This is a genomic window from Paraburkholderia guartelaensis (genome assembly GCF_004353905.1).
GTDB lineage: Bacteria > Pseudomonadota > Gammaproteobacteria > Burkholderiales > Burkholderiaceae > Paraburkholderia > Paraburkholderia guartelaensis.
The window spans coordinates 40,202-58,375 of record NZ_SMOD01000046.1 but is presented as its reverse complement, the minus strand read 5'-3'; the positions used below and the strand labels follow the sequence as shown (position 1 = coordinate 58,375).

Annotated in this window: 20 protein-coding genes; 10 read left to right on the top strand and 10 right to left on the bottom strand. The window is 64.7% G+C overall.

The genetic code is table 11. The annotated features are described in order from the left end of the window. Positions 1-584 precede the first annotated feature (584 nt). Both E1N52_RS36475 and E1N52_RS36470 read left to right on the top strand, forming a co-directional pair. A complete protein-coding gene (locus E1N52_RS36475) occupies positions 585-938 on the top strand; it encodes a BON domain-containing protein (RefSeq protein WP_133188972.1) in 354 nt (117 codons plus the stop codon). A gap of 344 nt (positions 939-1,282) precedes the next feature. After that, the gene (locus tag E1N52_RS36470) at positions 1,283-1,543 is read left to right on the top strand and encodes a hypothetical protein (RefSeq protein ID WP_069267822.1); all 261 of its coding nucleotides are present in this window, start codon (positions 1,283-1,285) and stop codon (positions 1,541-1,543) included. Between the two features lie 31 nt (positions 1,544-1,574). Here E1N52_RS36470 and E1N52_RS36465 read toward each other — a convergent pair whose 3' ends face one another. After that, complete coding sequence (locus tag E1N52_RS36465; protein WP_133188970.1) at positions 1,575-2,363, bottom strand: sulfite exporter TauE/SafE family protein; 789 nt, start codon at positions 2,361-2,363, stop codon at positions 1,575-1,577. 324 nt (positions 2,364-2,687) lie between these two features. Between E1N52_RS36465 and rarD the strand changes: the two genes are divergently transcribed. Continuing rightward, entirely contained in the window at positions 2,688-3,575 is an 888-nt protein-coding gene (gene rarD, locus E1N52_RS36460) for an EamA family transporter RarD (protein ID WP_133188968.1), read from the top strand. Positions 3,576-3,746: 171 nt separating this feature from the next. Further along, positions 3,747-4,127, top strand: a complete 381-nt coding sequence (locus E1N52_RS36455) for a DUF5594 family protein (protein ID WP_133188966.1) — start codon at positions 3,747-3,749, stop codon at positions 4,125-4,127. Positions 4,128-4,151: 24 nt separating this feature from the next. Here the strand turns inward: E1N52_RS36455 and E1N52_RS36450 are convergent, their stop codons facing one another. Genes E1N52_RS36450 through E1N52_RS36435 form a run of 4 tightly spaced genes read right to left on the bottom strand, consistent with a single transcriptional unit; the run spans position 4,152 to position 7,040 of the window. Next, on the bottom strand, positions 4,152-5,768 hold the full coding sequence (locus tag E1N52_RS36450) for a bifunctional protein tyrosine phosphatase family protein/NAD(P)/FAD-dependent oxidoreductase (protein ID WP_133188964.1): 1,617 nt from the start codon (positions 5,766-5,768) through the stop codon (positions 4,152-4,154). 39 nt (positions 5,769-5,807) lie between these two features. Further along, entirely contained in the window at positions 5,808-6,260 is a 453-nt protein-coding gene (locus tag E1N52_RS36445) for a YeeE/YedE family protein (RefSeq protein WP_133188962.1), read from the bottom strand. 1 nt (position 6,261) lies between these two features. Further along, positions 6,262-6,708: a YeeE/YedE family protein gene (locus E1N52_RS36440; protein WP_133188960.1), complete on the bottom strand. Its 447-nt coding sequence runs from the start codon at positions 6,706-6,708 to the stop codon at positions 6,262-6,264. Beyond that, on the bottom strand, positions 6,705-7,040 hold the full coding sequence (locus E1N52_RS36435) for an ArsR/SmtB family transcription factor (protein ID WP_028202089.1): 336 nt from the start codon (positions 7,038-7,040) through the stop codon (positions 6,705-6,707). Before E1N52_RS36435 ends, E1N52_RS36440 begins: the two co-directional genes overlap by 4 nt. 116 nt (positions 7,041-7,156) lie before the next feature. On the opposite strand from E1N52_RS36435, the gene E1N52_RS36430 reads away from it, so the two are divergent. Then, complete coding sequence (locus tag E1N52_RS36430) at positions 7,157-8,044, top strand: MBL fold metallo-hydrolase (RefSeq protein WP_133188958.1); 888 nt, start codon at positions 7,157-7,159, stop codon at positions 8,042-8,044. Between the two features lie 85 nt (positions 8,045-8,129). Here the strand turns inward: E1N52_RS36430 and E1N52_RS36425 are convergent, their stop codons facing one another. Further along, a complete protein-coding gene (locus tag E1N52_RS36425; protein ID WP_133188956.1) occupies positions 8,130-9,233 on the bottom strand; it encodes an acyltransferase family protein in 1,104 nt (367 codons plus the stop codon). Positions 9,234-9,507: 274 nt separating this feature from the next. On the opposite strand from E1N52_RS36425, the gene E1N52_RS36420 reads away from it, so the two are divergent. Together E1N52_RS36420 and E1N52_RS36415 are read left to right on the top strand one after the other, a co-directional pair. Continuing rightward, on the top strand, positions 9,508-10,476 hold the full coding sequence (locus E1N52_RS36420) for a quinone oxidoreductase family protein (protein WP_133188954.1): 969 nt from the start codon (positions 9,508-9,510) through the stop codon (positions 10,474-10,476). A gap of 28 nt (positions 10,477-10,504) precedes the next feature. Continuing rightward, positions 10,505-10,681 (top strand): DUF1427 family protein, encoded by a 177-nt coding sequence (locus E1N52_RS36415; RefSeq protein ID WP_035512139.1) that lies wholly within the window; start codon positions 10,505-10,507, stop codon positions 10,679-10,681. 63 nt (positions 10,682-10,744) lie between these two features. Here the strand turns inward: E1N52_RS36415 and E1N52_RS36410 are convergent, their stop codons facing one another. Continuing rightward, positions 10,745-11,200 (bottom strand): host attachment protein, encoded by a 456-nt coding sequence (locus E1N52_RS36410; RefSeq protein WP_165979530.1) that lies wholly within the window; start codon positions 11,198-11,200, stop codon positions 10,745-10,747. Positions 11,201-11,506: 306 nt separating this feature from the next. Here E1N52_RS36410 and E1N52_RS36405 point away from each other — a divergent pair, with 306 nt between their 5' ends. Next, positions 11,507-12,202: a pyridoxamine 5'-phosphate oxidase family protein gene (locus tag E1N52_RS36405; RefSeq protein WP_133188950.1), complete on the top strand. Its 696-nt coding sequence runs from the start codon at positions 11,507-11,509 to the stop codon at positions 12,200-12,202. Positions 12,203-12,218: 16 nt separating this feature from the next. On the opposite strand, the gene E1N52_RS36400 is transcribed toward E1N52_RS36405, so the two are convergent. From E1N52_RS36400 to E1N52_RS36390, 3 genes are all read right to left on the bottom strand, one after another. Continuing rightward, the gene (locus tag E1N52_RS36400; protein ID WP_133188948.1) at positions 12,219-12,353 is read right to left on the bottom strand and encodes an entericidin A/B family lipoprotein; all 135 of its coding nucleotides are present in this window, start codon (positions 12,351-12,353) and stop codon (positions 12,219-12,221) included. A 159-nt stretch (positions 12,354-12,512) separates the two neighbouring features. Then, complete coding sequence (locus tag E1N52_RS36395) at positions 12,513-13,616, bottom strand: MraY family glycosyltransferase (RefSeq protein ID WP_133188946.1); 1,104 nt, start codon at positions 13,614-13,616, stop codon at positions 12,513-12,515. Positions 13,617-13,706: 90 nt separating this feature from the next. Then, positions 13,707-15,089, bottom strand: a complete 1,383-nt coding sequence (locus E1N52_RS36390) for a glycoside hydrolase 5 family protein (protein WP_246089376.1) — start codon at positions 15,087-15,089, stop codon at positions 13,707-13,709. Between the two features lie 584 nt (positions 15,090-15,673). On the opposite strand from E1N52_RS36390, the gene E1N52_RS36385 reads away from it, so the two are divergent. Both E1N52_RS36385 and E1N52_RS36380 read left to right on the top strand, forming a co-directional pair. After that, a complete protein-coding gene (locus E1N52_RS36385; protein WP_133188944.1) occupies positions 15,674-16,780 on the top strand; it encodes a sugar transferase in 1,107 nt (368 codons plus the stop codon). A 277-nt stretch (positions 16,781-17,057) separates the two neighbouring features. Then, positions 17,058-18,152, top strand: coding sequence for a polysaccharide biosynthesis/export family protein (locus tag E1N52_RS36380; RefSeq protein WP_246089374.1), 1,095 nt, complete (start codon positions 17,058-17,060; stop codon positions 18,150-18,152). Positions 18,153-18,174: the final 22 nt, after the last annotated feature.

Below are 18,174 nucleotides of genomic sequence, written 5' to 3'. Positions count from 1 at the left end.
GTGCGGGACTTCATCGGGGTGGGGCGGGCCTCGGGTAGTTCGGGGGAGTGCGGGTCGGGTCCGCGTCGGGACCGGCGCTGGCGCCGGGTCGGCTCAGGCGCGCGCGCCGCGCGGGCTCTGTGGTGCCGATGGTACATGAGATTCGGCGTTGCGGCGGCATGCCCGCGTGCCTCGCGGAACAGCTTAAGCGCATGCCGCATGCCCTTAAGCTAAACTCTTTGCGCTTGCGCCACAGCCAGGCTAAATTGTGGTTCGCCTGCTGCGCTTCGCAAGGCGCGCCGGGGCCCGGGAGTGGTGGAGAAGTTGAACGAGCGGGCTCGCGCGAGCATCAATTCATAACAACAGGAAACGGGCGCAGACCTGTTCCGGCGGGTGTAATTCGACGTCCTTTCATCCTTTTGCCTCTCGCATCGCGTCCAGACCCTGGCCGCGTACGCGCGCATTGCGCGCTGTGCGCTGCCATCGGTAGTGGTAACAGCCGTCAGACCATGGCTGACGGGCGGCCTTCGAGCCGTTCGCCGGCAAGGCAGGCGGTCTTATTCCAGACAACAACCCGCAACAACGCGAAGACACAAGGAGAAAACATGAAATCGGTCGCTATTCTGAAGACGCTGGGCGTGGCACTGTGCCTGTCGGTAGCTTGCAGCGCCTCGTACGCGCAGGACAACTCGGCGAGCGCACCCGCGGCTACGATGGCCGCTCCGGCGACGTCGGCCAAGAAGGCCGACCGCAAGCTGGGCTACACCGTGCGCAAGGCGCTCTCGAAGACCCAGGGCCTCGACGTTTCGAAGCTCAATGTACGCTCGCACGGCGGCGCGATCACGCTGACCGGCACGGTGCCGGATCAGGGCCAGATCGACAAGGCTGGCGAGGTCGCGCAAGGCGTGACGGGCGTGACGTCGGTGACGAACAAGCTGACGGTCCGAGTGCAGCAATAAGCGCTGCACACGCCCTGGAAACGGGGCGTCGGCTGCAAGCGATAGCAACAAGCGGCAAAAAAGCCCGGCCTCTACAGGCCGGGCTTTTTTTATGCGCGTATGACGGGCAGGTGCACGGTTGGCGGGTGTTGGAGGGCTTTTCTCGCTCGAAGCCGTCAGCTTGTGCGCGTCGCGCGTGAACCTGCGGCCGGGATCGGTCCCCGTAAGCGGCATGTCATGTTGCAGTGCAGCCGCCAAAGTGTAGTTTGACACACAGTCTTCCCGCCGTTGGGGGTATACCGTGGGTATCGCGCGTCTTTCCCGAGGTCGAGCGCGGCCTCATCGCTGGAAAGCAGGAAATCGCCATGACCATTCATACCTACACCGACTTGCCGCTCGTCGACCGGGCGGCCTTTGAGCTGGCCTGTGCGCGGCACGGCTTTGCGCCCATGCAGTTCGACATTCGCGGCGAAGCCGATCCTAATGACCCGGAGCACGGCGACATGCTGATCGTGCGGCGCGGCGCCTGGGCGCAGGCTTATCGCATCGACGCCCGCGGCCAATGGCTGCGCCAGTTCGAGGTCGATCTCAACGGGAGATTTTTCCGCCAGGCGCCCCACGCCTGAGCGCACACGGGGCGCGCGGCGAGCGCGGCGTTCAGGAGAGCACGAGGCGTACGCCCACGAGCGTGAGCGTCGCGGCGAGCAGCATGCGCAGCAGCTTTTCGGGCGCCTTTGAGGAGAGCAGGCTGCCGATCGCGATGCCAGGCAGCGAGCCGCACAAGAGCGAAAGCAGCATGTGCCAGTCGATCGAGCCTAGCAGCCAGTGGCCGGCGCCCGCGAGGAGCGTGAGCGGCACGGCGTGCGCGACATCGGAGCCGACGATGCGCACCGTCGGCAGCGCCGGGTAGAGCAGCAGCAGCACGGTCACGCCGATGGCCCCCGCGCCCACCGAGGTGAGCGAGACGAGCACGCCCAGCACCGCGCCCGTGAGGATCGTGAAGAAGAGTGTGCGCGCTTCGCCCGGCCCATGCCGGTGGCGCGAGGCGAACGCTGCGAGCTGCGGGCGAAAAATGAGCGCCACCGCCGTAATGAGGAGCGCCACGCCCAGCACGGCCTGGATCAGATGCCCCGCGCGCGGCGTGTCCATGCCATAGCGATGCAGCAGGATCAGCGTGATCGTCGCGGCGGGCACGCTGCCGGCCGCGAGCCGCAGCGTCACGCGCCAATCCACCGAACCCTTGAGCCCGTGCACGAGCGTGCCCGCAGACTTGGTCGCGGCCGCGTAGAGCAGGTCGGTGCCGACTGCCGTGGCCGGATGCACGTTGAAGACGAGGACCAGGATCGGCGTCATCAGCGAGCCGCCACCCACGCCGGTCAGGCCGACCAGAAATCCGACGAACAGGCCGGACAGCGAATACAGCAGATCGATATGGGGGAAGGACATCGCGCGCGAGGAGGCCGGTTCAGGGGGCTACGCCATTGCCTGCCGCGTTGGGAACAGCGCGCGCCGTAAGCGGCGCGTCAGGCTGGACAACGGCCAAGGCTGGCGGCGAAAATCCGCTATTGTCGCAAAACCGGCGGCTTGGCGCAGGGTCAAGCGAAATCGGACGGGTTCCGCCTCGCTTTCAATTGCCTTCGCACGGACCCCGGGGCAGGATGCGGGCCAGGTGCCGGCTCGCAACTTCACGCGCCGGAAGCGCTCCTTCGCGCGCAGGCACGTGCCGAACAGCGCCGCGCAGCACAGGCGCCACCATAACCAGAATCGAACATGAATCCCGGCATCCTCTACGCGTTCGCTGCATTCGTTCTCTGGGGGCTCTTCCCCATCTACTTCAAAACGCTGCACCAGATCCCCGCGCTCGAAATGCTCGCGCACCGCATGGCGTGGTCGCTCGTGTTCGTGATCGCCGTGCTCGTCGTGCGCCGTCACTGGCGCTGGTTTGGGCCCACGCTGCGCGACCGCCGCCTGCTCGGGCGCTTCGTGGCGAGCGCCGTGCTGCTCTCGGCCAACTGGGGCATCTATATCTGGGCCGTCAATGCCGGGCATATCGTCGAGGCGAGCCTTGGCTACTTCATCAATCCGCTCATCAACGTGCTGTTCGGCTATGCGTTCCTGCGCGAGCGCCTGCGCCCACTGCAATGGGCCGCCGTGGTGCTGGCCACCGCGGGAGTAGTCTGGCTCACCTGGCAGAACGGCGCGCCGCCCTGGATCAGCCTCGCGCTCGCCGTGACCTTCGGCGGCTACGGCCTTTTGCGCAAAACCGCGCAGCTCGGCGCGCTCGAGGGCCTCGCGCTCGAAACCGTGCTGCTCTTTCCCGTTGCGGTCGTCTATCTGACGATCGTGGGTCTCGCGGGCGAGAGCCACTTCACGCATGCCTCTCGCGGTCTGCAATTGCTGCTCGCGGCCTCAGGCCCGATCACAGCGGTCCCGCTGCTTCTCTTCGGCGCGGCCGCGCGGCGCATTCCGCTGTCGATGCTCGGTCTGATCCAGTACGTCACGCCCACGCTGCAGTTGCTCACGGGCGTGCTGATCTACGGGGAGCCGTTCGGCGCGGTGCGCGCCGTGGGTTACGGCGCGATCTGGGTCGCGCTCGGCGTGTATTCGCTCGAAGGCGTGCGAAGCCTCCTGGCCGCGCGCGAGCGCCGGGCGGCGTGAGGGCGCTAAGCGGCGGTGCGCTGTCGGGCATTGGCTGACCTGCCGGCGGCGCGGTAGGATGCCAGGACGATGCGCTGCACGATCGTGGTGAATCGCGTGTCCTTTGCGCGGTGCGGTCGCGATCCGCAGTGCCTTAACCCTCAGTCAATCCCCCCGTGGAGTGCCCCACGCATGAGTATCGAAGCCGTCCGCCGGTTCGAGGAAGAATTCGCACCGCGCATTGCGGCGAAGCTGGCGAAACAGTTCGGCCCTTCGGTGCATGTCGATGTCGTGCCCAACGCCGGGCATGGCCATCCCACGCGCGTGCGCCTGCGCGGCGTCGCGAGCGAGCACCGGCATCCGTATGTCTACCCGCTGAATGTCTCGCTGACCTGGGACACCGAGGAGATCGAGCGTCTCATGGAGCCCGGCGGCGAAACGCGCTTCGAGCACTACCTCGAAGCGACCGGGCGCAAGCTCGCGTCATGGGAGTCGGCGCGCTCTGTCGATTTTGCTTCGCGCACGCAAGGCGAGCCCGAGGTGCTGCTAGGCGGGCTCGATTTCGAGGGCTAAGCGCGCCTTGGCCCTCGAGTTTCATCAGCCGCGTGCAGCCCGCGTGAGCCACTCGCGGCCCTTGAGCATGCCCCACCAGTAGAAGCTCGGCAGCACGCTCGCCTTGAGCAGCCACATGAGGCGGCGCGGCCGCGTGGGGTCGAGCGGGAAGGTGGGCAAGAGACGCCCGCCATAACCGAACTCGGCCAGCACGACCTTGCCCTTCTCCACGGTGAGCGGGCACGAGCCATAACCGTCATAGCGATACGCGAGCGGTGCACCCGCGCGTGCGGCGAGCAGGTTCTCGGCCACGATCACGGCCTGCTTGCGCGCTGCCGCGCCGGTCTTGGCGTTCGGCGCGGAGCACACGTCACCGAGTGAGAACACATTCGGATAGCGCGGATGCTGGAGCGTGGCGTGATCCACCTCGCACCAGCCGGCTTCGTCGGCGAGCTGGCTGTCGCGAATGAAGTCGGGCGCGACCTGCGGCGGCACGGCGTGCAGCATGTCGAAGCGCTTCGCGACACGCGTGACATTGCCGTTCGCATCCTTCACTTCGAAGGTGGCGATACGCGCCGGGCCGTCCACGGCCACGAGATTCGACGAAAACGCGAGGTTCGCGTTGTAGCGCTTCACGTACTCCATGAGCGGCGGCACGAAGGTCGCCACGCCGAACAGCACGGCGCCCGCGAGATTGAACTCCACGTTGACCTGGCCGATTACACCCTGGCGTTGCCAGTGGTCGCAGGCGAGGTACATCGCTTTTTGCGGCGCGCCCGCGCACTTGATCGGCATGCCGGGCTGGCTGAAGAGCGCGGTGCCGCCCTTCATCTGCTGCACGAGTTGCCAGGTGTAGGGCGCGAGGTCGTAGCGATAGTTCGAGGTCACGCCATTCTTGCCGAGCGTTTCCGAGAGGCCCGCAATGCGCTCCCATGCGAGCCGCAGTCCCGGCGCCACGATGAGCTGGCGGTACGCCACGCGCACGCCGCTGTCGAGCTGCACGACGTTCGCGTCCGGCTCGACGCGCGTGGCGGCCGCGCGGAACCACTTCACGCCCGCGGGCATGACGCTCGCCATGGGGCGGCGCGTCTTCGTCACGTCGTATGCGCCGCCGCCGACCAGCGTCCACGCGGGCTGATAGTCGTGGTGATCGCTCGGCTCGACGATGGCGATCTTCAGGTTCGGCTCGCGGCGCAACAGGCTCGCGGTGACGGCGATGCCCGCTGTGCCGCCGCCGATCACGACGACGTCCCAGGTTTCGCCCTCCCACGTGCAGGCCGCCGTCGCGGCGCGCGCGGCGTTCGCGGTTTGCGCGGCCTGGGTGGGCGCACCTTGCTGCGCGAGCCGATAGAGGCTCGTGGCGCGGTTGCCGCTGCGACAGTACGCGAGCACGGGGCCGGGCAGATCGATCATCAGCTCGGCGAAGCGCGCAGCGTCTTCGGCGGTGATCTGGCCGGGCTTCACCGGCAGATACGCGAACTGCAGACCGAGCTGCGAGGCCGCAGCGCGCAAGGACTGCGACGTGGGTTGCGAGTCGCCGCCTTCGCCATCGGGCCGGTTGCAGATGATCGAGCGATAGCCCGCCGCTTGAATGGCGGCGAGGTCGTCGGGCGTGATCTGGTCGGCGCTAGCGAAGCGCGCATCGTGTGGCGTGATTTGCATGTAATTTTGGTTCCGAGGCTGGTGCGGCGTAGTGCTGCTTTAGTGCGGTTTGGTGCTGATCGATGCGGCTTCTTGCGAACGGCGGCGCTGTTCGAGCACGGCGTAAATCGCCATGCCCGCGAGCATGGCGGCGACGAAGAGCCAGGCGCGCGGCTGGCCGCTGCCCGCGGCGACGAGTGCGGGGCCGGGGCAGAAGCCTGCGAGCCCCCAGCCCGCGCCGAACAGCAAGGCACCGCCAACCAGCCGGCCGTCGATTCGGCGCGATGTCGGCAGCTGAATGGGCGCGCCGACGAGGCTCGACGCTCGCGTGCGCGCGAGCCAGAAGGCGGGCGCGGCGACCGCGATGGCGCCGGCCATCACGAACGCAAGCGATGGGTCCCAATTCCCGGCGAGATCGAGAAAGCCGAGCACCTTGGCCGGGTTGGCCATGCCTGAGACGAGCAAGCCGATGCCGAACAGCAAACCGCACGCGAATGCGCTGAGTTTTCGCATCTCAGCCTCCGATCAGGTGACGCACAGCGAACACGGTGGCGAAGCCCGCCGCCATGAACGTGCCCGTGGCGACGAACGAGCGGCGTGAGCCGCGCGCGATCCCGCACACGCCGTGGCCGCTCGTGCAGCCCGAGCCGTAACGGGTGCCGATGCCGACCAGCAGGCCCGCCGCGACGAGCGCGAGCGCGGATGCATCGATCTGCATTGCCGGAAGCCCCGCGCGCAGCCTCCATAGCAACGGGGCGGCAACGAGGCCGATGACGAACGCAGCATTCACACCGCGCTCGCCGCCCGAGCCCGGCAACGATCTGCCCAACAAGCCACCGAGCAAGCCGCTGATACCGGCGATGCGGCCGTTCACGAGCACGAAGAGCGCGGCGGCCGCGCCGATCATCAGGCCGCCCGCGAACGATGCGTAGGGCGTGAAGTGAGCGAGGTCGAGACTCATGCCGGATGGACCTTCAGCCGCCCGCAATAGAGGCTCGAGAGCGTCTGCATGACCTGAATGACTTCGGGGCTCGCGAGGCGGTAGTAGATGTATTTGCCTTCGCGGCGCGTATCGACGAGGCCTTCGTCGCGCAGCTTGCCGAGATGTTGCGAAAGACTCGGCTGATGCACGCCCACCAGCTCCTCGAGTTCGCCGACATTGCGCTCGCCTTCGGTGAGCTGGCAAAGCAGCAGGAGACGGTCTTCGTGGGCCAGCGCCTTGAGCAGCGCGCAGCACTTTTCGGCGGATTCGCGCAGGGCCGCGAGCGCTTCGGGCGTGAGTGGTGAGTTCATGGGTCGCCTCGTTGGACGAGGTTGCAAGTCAATGATCCAGATTATACTTTGTCTAAAAACATTATATAAATTTATAATATGTGTTTCAATAGAGGGTCATCTTTGCGGAGTCGTTGATGCCCAACCCTGCCCAGCTACAAACACTCGAGCCCACCGTCGAGCCCTTTTTCGACCCCGTTACGGCCACCGTCACCTACGTCGTGCACGCCGGGCGCGGCACCGCCTGCGCGATCGTCGATCCGGTGCTCGATTACGATCCCAAATCGGGCCGCACGTCCACGGAATCGGCCGACCACGTGATCGCGTTCGTGCGCGATTACGGGCTTAGCGTCGAATGGCTGCTGGAAACGCACGCGCACGCCGATCATCTTTCGGCGGCGCCGTATCTGAAGGCGCAACTGGGCGGGCGCATCGCCATTGGCGAGCACATTCGCGACGTGCAGGGCGTGTTTCGCGCGGTGTTCAATCTGGGCGAGACGCTCAGCCCGGACGGCAGCCAGTTCGACGTGCTGTTCCAGGACGGCGAGACATTCCAGGTCGGCGCTTTGGAGGCGCGCGCGCTGCACGTGCCCGGCCACACGCCTGCCGATCTCGCGTACCAGATCGGCAACGCCGTGTTCGTGGGCGACACGCTCTTCATGCCCGACGTGGGCTCGGCGCGCTGCGACTTCCCGGGCGGCGACGCGCACACGCTCTACCGCTCGGCGCGCAAGCTGCTCGACCTGCCGGGCGACACGCGGCTCTTCATGTGCCATGACTACCCGCCGGCATCGCGCGGGCCGTGTTTCGAGACCACGGTGAGCGCGCAGCGCAGCGGCAACGTCCACCTGAACGAGACCGTGAGCGAAGAGGCGTTCGTGCAGATGCGAACCGCGCGCGACCGCACGCTCGCCATGCCGAACCTGATCCTGCCGTCGATCCAGGTGAACATCCGCGCGGGTCGCATGCCGGAGCCCGAAGCCAACGGCGTGCGTTATCTGAAGATTCCGATCGACGCGCTTTGACTATTTGCGGAGTGATTTCCGCAGGGTGCATTTCAGGAGGGCGGGAAAACGCTTTTGATCACTCGTTGCCCGCGCACTTCGCCGTTCAGTTCGCGTCCTCGTTGACCGGCAAGTCGCCGGCCGGTTCCTCCTGGGTGTCCGTGCCCGTATCGTTCGCGCCGGCAGTGCGCGATCTGCGCAACCGGATGTCCGGCACAGCGTGCAATAGACGACGCGCGTGCCTGTGCAGCGGCCAGTCGACGAACTGGTAGAGCGCGGCGCCCATCGCCGTTGCCACGATCATCGTGAGCACCACCCCGAGCGGCGCAGTCGGGTCAAAGCCCTCGATAGCGTCCGGCAGCAGCTTGCGTGCAGCTTCCACACAGTATGGGTGGCTCAGATAGATGGCATAACTCGCGTTGCCGATGAATATCGCTGCGCGAGTCAGCGGGCCCGAGCCCATCGCCGATTCCAGGTTCAGTGTGCTGCCGATTAGCACGAAAGCCGGTAGGCCGTAATAAAGCAACGGTGCGTTGGAAAGGTCGTGCCAATTGATGTAGGCCATCCAGCCATAGGCGGCTACTGCCATGCATCCGGCAAGCGGTGGCTTGATCGGGATTCCGAACTTCCAAAGCTGGTATGCCATGAATCCGAGCGGGAACTCGAATAAGCGCTGATTCGAATAAAATGCGGTGAACACGTCGCGCGAGTTCCATGCCTTCGCTGTGCAAAAGATCGCAAGGATCAGCGCCGAAGTGAACAGCAGGCGGTGACGGCGCAGCAGCATCAGCGAAACGGCTGTCACGACGTAAAACAGCATTTCGTAGTTCAGCGTCCAGCCGACGAACAACATCGGGAATATCTGGCCACTTTCCTTGCGATAGGGAATGAAGAAAAGCGACTTCAGCAGATTTGCAAAGTCCGCAGTGGTCGAATTCAACAACTCGGGCGCAATGAGTGCCCCGACGAATACGCTCAGCGTCAACACCCAGTACAGCGGCACGATGCGGGCAATACGGTCCGCGAGAAAGCGCTGTGTGGTCAATTTTGGGTTGTCCAGCACGAGCGCGATGACGAATCCGCTTATCACGAAGAAAATGTCGACGCCGAATTCGCCAAACGTGTGTGCTGTCGGCGACATGATGTGAAAGAAGATGACCGTTGTCGCTGCAACGGCGCGCAGCACGGTAAGGGACTGTAGCTTTTGCATGGTGGATGCGCGGTCTGCGCGTTCGCCAATGGCGGCCTGAACGGGATGTGCTGCGTTTGATCGCGGCTATTCTGACATCGCGGAAAGGCACACAAATGCGTACTTTTGTGTGTGACCGTACAGAACTCAGCAATTAGTTAAAGAGTTACCTTGTCCGAAATTCGAAAGCGTCTGTCCACTCAGCGGGATGCCGGCAAACTAGACTTCCGTTCAATGCGCTGCCGCCTGTGACCCAAGGAAAGGCGCGGCGCCCCTGAACCCACGGAGTCCCGCCATGAAAGCCATCCAGTTCAAGACCTTCGGCAAGCCCGACGTACTCGAATTCATCGATCTGCCCACGCCCGCGCCCAAAGCCGGCAGTGCGCTCGTGCAGGTGCGCGCCGCCTCGGTCAATCCGAGCGACGTGAAGAATGTCTTCGGCCATTTCGAACACACGGTGCCGCCGCGCGTGCCGGGGCGCGACTTCAGCGGTGTGGTGGTGGCGGGCCCCGACGAGTGGCTCGGCGCCGAGGTCTGGGGCACGGGCGGCGACATCGGCTTCACGCGCGACGGCACGCACGCCGAGTTCATCGAGGTGCCGGTGGCCGCGCTTGCGCGCAAGCCCGCGGCGCTCTCGCACGCGCAGGCCGCGTCGATCGGCGTGAACTTCGTGGTGGCCTGGCTTGGCACTGTCGATTACGCGCGCCTCACCGAAGGTGAAACGATCGCCGTGATCGGCGTGTCGGGCGGGGTGGGCGGCGCGGTTACGCAGATCGCGAAGGCGCGCGGCGCACGCGTGATCGGCGTGGGCCGCGAGGCACCGCTTGCCGGTTCGCCGGCCGCGCGTCTCATCGACGCCTTCGTTCCCATGAACGAGCACACCGCCGAACGCGTGCGCGAGTTGACGGGCGGTGCAGGCGCGGACGTGGTCTACGACGCCGTGGGCGGCGTGGCGTTCGAACTGGCGCTCTCGCTTGCGAAGCGGCGCGGCCGCGTGGTCGAAATCAGCGCGACGGGCAAGCGGCGCGTGGAGTTCGATCTGATCGACTTCTATCACAACGAGACGCAACTGCTCGGCGCCGATAGCGCGAAGCTCGGCGTGGCCGATTCCGCACCGCTCATGCAAGCCATTGCTGAAGCGTTCGATGCGGGCCGGTTCGAGCCGCCCGTCGTGGCCGCGCACTTTCCGCTCGCGCGAGCACGCGAAGCCTACGAGGCGGTCGCCGCGGGCACGGCCGGGCGCGTCGTGATCGACATGGCGTGAGCGACGCTCGAACGAACGGGAGACGAAGATGAAGGGCTATCTGGTGTCGTTCGCGGTCGGCGCACTCGCGGGGCTGCTCTACAACGTGCTGCAGGTGAAATCGCCCGCGCCGCCGACCATCGCGCTCGTCGGTCTGCTCGGCATGCTGGCGGGCGAGAACGTGATCGGCGTCGTGCGCGCGTGCGTCGCGCATCTCGCGGGGTGAGCAGGGCAATCCTCACTCACCGCGCCGGATATCACTCCGCGCGGACTTCGCTGACGGGCTGGCTCACGCCTCGGCCCGCACGAGCCGCTCAGGCAGACGCGTGCGCAGTTCGCGTGCGTCGAGCGCCGCGAGATCCTTGTCGAGTTCGAGCGTGACGAGGCTGCGCGTTTGCGCGTCGATTGCCTTGCGCAGCACGCCGAGGAACGCGGGCGGCGCCGCGAGCACGAGCGTGCCGTAGCGCGCGTCGTTGCGGGCCTTCGCGAGCGTCGTCGCGATTTCCGCCGCGAACACGGTGGCTTCGTGGTCGTGCTGGCTGGTGTCAGGATCGGTCGCGCTGCGGCCGAAGCCGACGCGGTCGGTGGTGCGTCCCGGCTTGTCGGTCACGAGGTTCTCGTCCGACATGCGGCCTTGCAGATGGAGCAGCGTCTCGACCTCGTCGATGGCACCCAGCGGGCTTTCGGCGGCGAAAATGCGCGCGGTCACACGGTTGGCGACAACAATCCAGATCGTTTTCGACATGTTCGACTCCCTGCCATGGCACCCGGCGCATTCGGCCGCCGGGCGGTTGAGTGGACTCGGGCCTCGCGGCGTAAACATCAAGGGTAGCGCGCTTCGGGCCGCACGGCGCGGGAAGTGCCGCCGCGCTCGTCGGCGTGCCGCTGGCGCTCGCGCGAGACGCGAAAGTGTCGGAACAGCGAGCCGCGTGCCCGCCGGCCTCCAGTCCTTCCAGAATTCGGGAGGATGATTCCTGCTGGCAGTGGATTATCTTTTTCCGCGGAAGCGCCTAGCCTTTAGACTCCGCAGCGCGCTGCACAGGAGTCCGACATGAGCCCGAACGACTCGACCGCGTCGAATGCCGATCGCATCCTCCGTTATCCGAGCGACATCGCCTTCACGCCGACGGTCAAGGCGATGCAGGAGCGCCTGGGTTCGCGCGAGCTCTATGCGAGCGTGGAGCGCGATCACGCGTGGGGCGTGGCGCTCACGCCCAAAATCCAGGAATTCATCGCCGCGCAGACGAGCGTATTCCTTGGCACCGCGAATACCGAAGGGCAGCCGTACATCCAGCATCGCGGCGGCCCGGCAGGCTTTCTGCACGTGGTGGACGAGCACACCATTGCCTTCGCCGATTTCATCGGCAACCAGCAATACATCACGCTCGGCAACCTCGCCGACAACCCGAAGGCGCATCTGTTCGTCATCGACTATGCGCGGCGGCGGCGCGTGAAGCTCTGGGGCCGCGCGCGCGTCGTCGAAGACCCGGCGCTGGTCGAGGAATTGATGCCTGCGGGCTACAAGGCGCGCGCCGAGCGGGTGATCGTCTTCACGGTGCACGCGTGGGACATGAACTGCCCGCAGCACATTCCGCAGCGCTTCGAGGCGGCGGACGTGAAGGCGGCGTTAGACGAGCGCGACGCGCGCATACGCGAACTGGAAGAGGCCGCCGCGCAACACGAGGCCCGCGTACGGGAACTGGAAGCGGAAGTCGCGCGGCTGCGCGAGCGGGCGCTCGCGCAGTGATTCGCGCACAGGCGGCTTACTTGGCCTTCTCCGCCGAGTTGGTGATGGCCTGACCGCCCTTCGAAAGGTCCTCGCCTGCGCCTGCGATAGTGTTGCAGGCCGCGAGTGTTACAGCGAAGAGTGCAAGCGCAAACGCGAGATAGCGGCTCATATGGGCTCTCCCCGGATCGAATAGACGTCAAAGCGTCGAATGGAAGCGGCGGCGGGCATGGCGAATGCGCGCCGTCCTTCCTTTCGATTCTACGCGCGAAGCGGGGCCACATGCGCCGAGGCTGCGCGCCGGCGCCGCCTGCATGTCATCGAGCCGCTTTCAGCGCTTGCGCGTCCTGCGCACGACGAGCCACTTGGGCGAGCGAAAGCGCACGATGCTCACATATAGCCACACGTAGGTAAGCGCGAACAGCACCACGAAACAGAACAGATGGAGCGTGTGGCGCCAGAACAGCGTGGCCGGGATCACCGCGATCAGGCAGAGCAGCCACAGGTAGGGCGAAGTGAGCGAATTGCGCCGCGTGAGTTCGCGTGCGTTGCGCGCGCCCACGACCCAGCGCATGAGGCGCTTATAGACGAGCATGTGCAGGTGCACGCCGTCGGGAATGCCGGGCGACATGCCGCGCACGAACTTCTTCCGGTAGATCGAGAAGCAGGTCTCGAAGATCGGGTACATGAAGAGCAGCACCGGATACCAGGCCGACACGTCGCGGTTGCGCATGACGAGCAGGATCGACAATTCGGCGAGCATGAAGCCGATGAAATACGCGCCACCGTCGCCGAGGAAGATCAGGCCAGCCGGGAAATTCCACATGAAGAAGCCCAGCACCGCGCCCATCATGATGAACGACGCGGAGAGCACCACGGGGTCGTGCACCTGGAAGGCCACGTAGGCGAGCGAGGCGAACATCATGAACGCAACCATCGAGGCGAGGCCGTTGAAGCCGTCGATGATGTTGATCGCGTTGGCGAGCGCCGCGACCGCGAGCACGGTGATGACGAAGGAAATCGCCGCGTAGGAAAGCAGAAAGTCGAGCGGCGGCACACTGATGCGCGTGACCGCAATGCCGAGGAACCAGAACGCGAGCGCGGCGGCGGCCATCGTGCACAGGAGGCGCGCAAGCGGCGAGACGCGCTTGGTCAGGTCTTCGATCAGCCCCGAGGCGAACGCGGGCAGCCCGCACGCGACGATGCCGAGTATGCCGCCCGAGACGGCCGGATACGCCCCGTGCAACTGCGCGGCCGCCACGATCAGCCCCGCGAGGATGCCCGTTCCGCCGATGCGCGGCACAGGACGCACGTGGAATTTCTGCACGCCGACGAGATCGGAATCGACGGAAAACCTTTCATGCAGATGCGCGTAACGCACGATCAGCAGCGTGACCAGCAAGGAAACGAGGAAGCCGAGGGCAAAACTGAGCATGAAAGGAAACCGCGACCGGAAGAAGGAATGCGCGATTATACAAAGGCGGACAGGCTGCCCGCCCCGAACCTCTTGCGGTCGGCGCCGCGCTCAGATTCCCGGCGCGTTCGCGGGAGTGATTTCGAGCAGGATGACGTGGTCGGGTATTTCCACGGTGAGTTGGCGCACGTCGCGATGGATTTTGTGCGGTTCCGCCGCCGGAGCGAGCGGATCGTAAATCTCGACACGTTTTGCCGTTTCGCCAAAGTCGAGACCGACTTGCGCGGGCGGGCTGGTGAGCGGCTTTGCTGTCGCACGGTCCCAGATGAGCGTTTCGTTCCAGAGCACCAGCACGAAGCGGCCGTCCTTCTTCTGCAGCAGCAGACTATTCGCCGACTGCGGCATATCCGAAAGCGTATAGGCGAGCGTGTTGCGCGTCGCGGCGCTGGCGCGCCGCGTGGTGTTGGCGTTCAGGAACGACGTGAGATTGCGAATGGCGTAGGCCACCGGCTTGGGGCTGTTGTCGTTGCGAAAGAGCCCGTAATGCATTTCATCGTTCTTGTGTGACGGATCGGGCTTTTCGTCGAGCAGTTCATAAACATAAAGCCGCTTCACGCCCGCCGAAGCCGCATCCATATAACCGTTGAGGACGCCCTTGGCCTGCGTGTCCTCGTCGACGCCGAGCATATACCAACCCGCCTGCGGCAATGAAAAGTAGCCGAACTCGGTGATGACGAGCGGCAACTGATATCTCTGGCCCAGGTGAATGGCTGCAAGCATCCATTTGTCGCCGTTCGCGTTCCAGAGGGGCTGCTCGCCGTTTTGCGGGTAGACATGCTGATTCGCAAAGTCGGCCGAAGCCGCACGCGTCTCGACTGACTTGGGGTCGAAGCCGGTCGCGTCGTATACGGGCACCGCCTTGAGCTCCGGCATGGCGTGTACGCGTGCGTAGAGGTCGCGCTGCACGGCGAGCCCGGCTGCAGCGCCGGTAAGCCCCTGGTAAGCGACTGGAAAGTTGTTGAGTTCGTTGGGGCCTTCGATGGCCGCAACGCTGCCGGGCACCTCGGTATTCAGCTGCGCAACCTGCCCGATGTGTTTCTCGAAGTCCGCGCCCATCAGGAAGTTGAATTTCACGCCGCGCTGCGCGAGATAGACATAGCTGGAGAACGGGATGGAAGAGCCGGGCGGGTAGTCGCGGACGTGGTGAATGCCGAGCCACGCCATATCGTCGGCGACGTTGTGCACGTTGACATACGCGCCGTCGGTATAGCTGACGTGGGTGTCGACAGCGAGCGTCTGGAGGAATTCGTCGGCTGGCATGGCGTGCACGGCGTCGCCCGCGTGGACCGCCGATACGCATGCGAGTGCGCAGATACCTGCCGCGAAGCTTTCAATGGCACGCATGCCGAACGGCCAGGTCCGTTTCGCGTGGCTCGCGTCGCGCGAACTGGCGGTATCGGTGAGCAGACGATGGGCGGTTGCTACGGAATGCATCACGGCGTATTCCTCGCGTGGAGCGGTTGCCGGCTACCGATTACGCGCGCTTGCTCGCTCCACGCCGGCATTTTCAATTGGCTTACCCACTTTGGAGGCGCGGCCAGAATGCATTTTGCCGCGTCATTGGCGACATCATGTGTGCGACGGCGAACGGATAGACACTCCACGGGAGATTAGATTCCGTCTATCACAGATGTCGCGATCGAATAATGAAAATAGAGTCGATAGTCGCGACTTCCAGGGTAAACATTAAGGAATCCTTCATATCAATTGGCCGAACCCGGCATCACAAGAGACGTTGCGTTATGTGCGTTTGCGCACATAACGCAACGCTCGCATTGTGAGTTGCAGAGCGCCTCCAGCGTGGTTCGGATCATGAGGCCGCGACGATCAGAAACCGTTGGTGGGATTGCGCACGGTTCCTGCGTCGCTCGCGCCGTAATGTGTTGTCGTGGGTTATCGGGGCAGGCGCCACGTGACGTATGGATCGCCTGAGACGGGGACTTACGTGCGTTCGCCGGTGGCGGACGACTGCCAGCCCATGAACGTCTGACGAACACGACACGCACTGGGGTAGGGAAATGTCAGAGTTAACGCAACGGTCAGAGTTTGCGCAACGTACGGTCGACATCGTGCTGCAACGTACGGTCGATGTCGTGCTGATCGTGCTCGGCGCCATATGCGCCGTACACCTGAATCTAAATTCCGGACAGGTGGCCGAGGTGCATCACCCCGATCCCACGCTGGTGGCATTTTGCGCGGCGCTCGCACTCTCGGTCTTTCCCGCTTGCGGGACCTATGGCACGCGTGGCAGCCGCTCGCTTTTCAGCGTCGCGGGCCGCACGGCGTTCGCCTGGCTCGCGGTGCAGCTTTGCGGACTCGTGCTGCTTTATGCGATTCATCACGATCATCTGCTGGCGTTGCCGTGGTTCATGTACTGGACGTTGACGACGGGTATTTCGCTGCTGCTGTCGCACACGCTGTTCTTTTCGGAATTCAGCGTGCTGCGACTGACCCGTGAATGGTGGCGCCGGGAAGCTTACGAGGTCGGTTCGCGCGACACGGTTCGCAACGCCGTCATCGGGCACGCCTTGAAACGCGTCTTTGACATAGTGGCGGCAGTGAGTGCGATCGTGCTGCTCTCGCCGCTGCTCGCCGTGCTCGCGCTGCTGGTCAAGCGCGATGGCGGTCCGGCGCTATACGGCCATACGCGCGTAGGCCGCCATGGCAAGAAATTCCGCTGTCTCAAGTTCCGGTCGATGGTGGTGAACTCGGAGCAGGTGCTCAAGGATCTGCTCGAGCGTGATCCCGAAGCCCGCGCCGAATGGGAGCGTGAATTCAAGCTCAAGAACGACGTGCGCGTAACGCGGATCGGTCACTTTCTGCGCCGCTCGAGCCTCGATGAACTGCCGCAGCTCTGGAACGTCCTGCGCGGCCAGATGAGCTTTGTCGGCCCGCGCCCGATCATCGACCAGGAGCTGGAGCGCTATGGCGAGGCGAGAAAGTACTACCTGATGGCCACGCCGGGTATCACGGGCCTGTGGCAGGTGAGCGGGCGCAACGATATCGACTACGCGACGCGCGTTCTGCTCGACGTTTCGTATGTGGAGAACTGGACCTTCCGGAAGGACATCGGGATTCTGTTCAAGACGTTTTTTGTCGTGATTCGTGGAACTGGCGCGTATTGAGCTGCGAGTGAGCCGCAAACGAAAGTGAAAGCAGGCTGCAAACGTGTTAGAGCGAGACGCGGTTGGCATACCAGGTATCCGGTTCACACGGCATGACCCGGAACGCGTGTAACGGATTGGGGGTGTTGCGATGGGACTGAACGCGATGAACTGGATCGGGACTGCGCACGCGCGTGTCGTGCGGGATTTTGGACTCGCGGGCGCGCTGCGCCGCGGGGCCGCATGTGCCGTTTGCCTGGCGCTCACGGCGCTGAGCGGCTGCGCTCTGGCGCCGGGCATGACCTACACTTCCGGCGCGGCCGGCTCCACGGCGAACCCGGGTGCCGGTGCGGCATCAGGCGCGGCGGTGCCCGATAGTGTGGTCGCCAAGGGAATCGCTGGTGCACCATCCGGTACGCTCGTCGAGATCACGAGAGACCTCGTGGACAAGGAGGCCGCGGCGCGGCCCAAGGGCATTCCCGCGGACGTGCAGCAGATGTTTGCCAAGGCCACTCCGTATGAAATCGGCCCCGGCGATATTCTCACCATCGTTGTCTGGGATCACCCCGAGCTCAACCTGCCCGCGGGCGGCGGCGGCGGCGACGGTCCCTCGGGCGCCAGTTCGGTTGCGTCCGGCTACACCGTCGATACCAACGGCTTTATTCAGTATGCCTATATTGGTCCGCTGAAAGTCGCGGGTCTTTCGGAAATGGGCGTGCGCGACATCCTCGCGGAGAAGCTCGCGAAATACGTGCGCCAGCCGCAGATCACCGTACGCATCGAGACCTATCGCAGCAAGCGCGTGTATCTCGACGGCGAGGTCAAGACGCCGGGCGTCCAGGTGCTCAACGACCGACCGATGACGTTGCCCGAGGCGATCAACCGGGCCGGCGGCTTCACGAGCAATGCCGATCGCTCGCATGTGTCAGTGACACGTGGAGACACTACCGTGGATATCGATATGCCGGCGATGATTCGCAAGGGGTTCAATCCCGACCGGATCATTCTGCACGATGGTGATCTCGTGCGGATCTTTGCACAGACGGACAGCAAGGTCTTCGTGGTCGGGGAGGTCGAGCGTCCTGGCGGCGTGATGTTCAATAACGGACGTATGTCGCTCAACGAGGCGCTTGGCAACGCGGGAGGGATCAACCAGTCGTCGGGCGATGCTTCGCAGGTGTATGTCGTGCGTGGACGCGATACCAGCCAGCCGACCGTGTTCCATCTCGACGCGAGCAGCGCTTCTGCGATGGCAACGGCCGATTCGTTCGAGCTGAAGCCCAACGACGTCGTGTTCGTCGATACGTCTGCTCTCGTGAAGTGGAGCCGTGTCATCAGCCTGATTTTGCCGACGACCCAGGCCGCGGCGACGAGCCGTGCGATTGGATACTGATGTGCACATGAACAATACAAAC

Coding starts and splice junctions, on each gene's coding strand:
- E1N52_RS36400 (WP_133188948.1), bottom strand. CDS start 12,353: ATGAGCCGCTATCTCGCGTTTGCGCTTGCACTCTTCGCTGTAACACTC.
- E1N52_RS36395 (WP_133188946.1), bottom strand. CDS start 13,616: ATGCTCAGTTTTGCCCTCGGCTTCCTCGTTTCCTTGCTGGTCACGCTG.
- E1N52_RS36385 (WP_133188944.1), top strand. CDS start 15,674: ATGTCAGAGTTAACGCAACGGTCAGAGTTTGCGCAACGTACGGTCGAC.
- E1N52_RS36440 (WP_133188960.1), bottom strand. CDS start 6,708: ATGAGTCTCGACCTCGCTCACTTCACGCCCTACGCATCGTTCGCGGGC.
- E1N52_RS36455 (WP_133188966.1), top strand. CDS start 3,747: ATGAGTATCGAAGCCGTCCGCCGGTTCGAGGAAGAATTCGCACCGCGC.
- E1N52_RS36420 (WP_133188954.1), top strand. CDS start 9,508: ATGAAAGCCATCCAGTTCAAGACCTTCGGCAAGCCCGACGTACTCGAA.
- E1N52_RS36415 (WP_035512139.1), top strand. CDS start 10,505: ATGAAGGGCTATCTGGTGTCGTTCGCGGTCGGCGCACTCGCGGGGCTG.
- E1N52_RS36445 (WP_133188962.1), bottom strand. CDS start 6,260: ATGCGAAAACTCAGCGCATTCGCGTGCGGTTTGCTGTTCGGCATCGGC.
- E1N52_RS36405 (WP_133188950.1), top strand. CDS start 11,507: ATGAGCCCGAACGACTCGACCGCGTCGAATGCCGATCGCATCCTCCGT.
- E1N52_RS36425 (WP_133188956.1), bottom strand. CDS start 9,233: ATGCAAAAGCTACAGTCCCTTACCGTGCTGCGCGCCGTTGCAGCGACA.
- E1N52_RS36390 (WP_246089376.1), bottom strand. CDS start 15,089: ATGCATTCCGTAGCAACCGCCCATCGTCTGCTCACCGATACCGCCAGT.
- E1N52_RS36430 (WP_133188958.1), top strand. CDS start 7,157: ATGCCCAACCCTGCCCAGCTACAAACACTCGAGCCCACCGTCGAGCCC.
- E1N52_RS36465 (WP_133188970.1), bottom strand. CDS start 2,363: ATGTCCTTCCCCCATATCGATCTGCTGTATTCGCTGTCCGGCCTGTTC.
- E1N52_RS36475 (WP_133188972.1), top strand. CDS start 585: ATGAAATCGGTCGCTATTCTGAAGACGCTGGGCGTGGCACTGTGCCTG.
- E1N52_RS36470 (WP_069267822.1), top strand. CDS start 1,283: ATGACCATTCATACCTACACCGACTTGCCGCTCGTCGACCGGGCGGCC.
- E1N52_RS36435 (WP_028202089.1), bottom strand. CDS start 7,040: ATGAACTCACCACTCACGCCCGAAGCGCTCGCGGCCCTGCGCGAATCC.
- E1N52_RS36450 (WP_133188964.1), bottom strand. CDS start 5,768: ATGCAAATCACGCCACACGATGCGCGCTTCGCTAGCGCCGACCAGATC.
- rarD (WP_133188968.1), top strand. CDS start 2,688: ATGAATCCCGGCATCCTCTACGCGTTCGCTGCATTCGTTCTCTGGGGG.
- E1N52_RS36410 (WP_165979530.1), bottom strand. CDS start 11,200: ATGTCGAAAACGATCTGGATTGTTGTCGCCAACCGTGTGACCGCGCGC.
- E1N52_RS36380 (WP_246089374.1), top strand. CDS start 17,058: ATGACCTACACTTCCGGCGCGGCCGGCTCCACGGCGAACCCGGGTGCC.